Origin of the sequence: Lyngbya sp. CCY1209 (genome assembly GCF_035615495.1) — a bacterium.
Classification (GTDB): domain Bacteria; phylum Cyanobacteriota; class Cyanobacteriia; order Cyanobacteriales; family Microcoleaceae; genus Limnospira.
The window spans coordinates 1-210 of the sequence record NZ_JAJENU010000440.1; the positions used below are offsets into that span (position 1 = coordinate 1).

1 protein-coding gene is annotated in these 210 nt (G+C 48.6%); it reads right to left on the reverse strand.

Annotation, left to right across the window (positions count from 1 at the left end):
• A partial coding sequence (locus tag LKE08_RS13420; protein ID WP_324704738.1) for a reverse transcriptase N-terminal domain-containing protein occupies nt 1–210 on the reverse strand: 210 nt, incomplete at both ends.

Genomic DNA, 210 nt, shown 5'->3' on the forward strand with positions numbered 1-210 from the left:
GGCTTGCTTGGCTCTATCTCGAATTGTCGGGATTCCCAGGGGACGTTTTTCATCCCGTCCAGGTTTTGGTATCCAGATTCTCCGTAACGGTTTGGCTTTGACGTTTCCTTTGATTTCTTCAGCAAGGGTGAATCTTTGTTTCGGGGATATTGCTATCACTCCATCCACTCCGGCTGTTTTCTTGCCTTGGTTATCTTGGGTCACACGCCT